Genomic DNA, 369 nt, shown 5'->3' with positions numbered 1-369 from the left:
AAAGAAGATACGAGCACTTAAAGAAGCAGCCAATCGTTCGATTGGTATTCTTCAAGGGGCAGCTATGGCGAAATTAGAGTTGAGAGCTTTATTAGAGAAGTATGATTTTATTCAAATGAAATTCAAAGAATTAGACTATCAATTAGATCAGTTATTAGACCATATCCCAGGTGTCACACAAATGTTAGAGGTGTCAGGGATTGGTCGAGATACTGTAGCAGGGTTTTTCGCAGAGGTCGGCGACCTCAGAGACTATCAACATCCTCGCCAAATCGTAAAATTAGCAGGTTTAAGTTTAAAAGAAAACACATCAGGAAAGCACAAAGGTCAGACCAAGATTACCAAACGGGGACGAAAGAAATTGAGGGC

Annotated in this window: 1 protein-coding gene; it reads left to right on the top strand. The window is 40.1% G+C overall.

Annotated elements, in window-relative coordinates:
* The coding region (locus ADA55_RS21315; RefSeq protein WP_048687477.1) for a transposase at positions 1-369 on the top strand (369 nt) is incomplete at both ends.

This window comes from Bacillus sp. 220_BSPC (assembly GCF_001054655.1).
In the GTDB taxonomy this organism is placed as follows: domain Bacteria; phylum Bacillota; class Bacilli; order Bacillales; family DSM-1321; genus Peribacillus; species Peribacillus frigoritolerans.
Note: the sequence above shows the minus strand (reverse complement) of the source record. Positions and strands in the feature narration are given on the sequence as shown.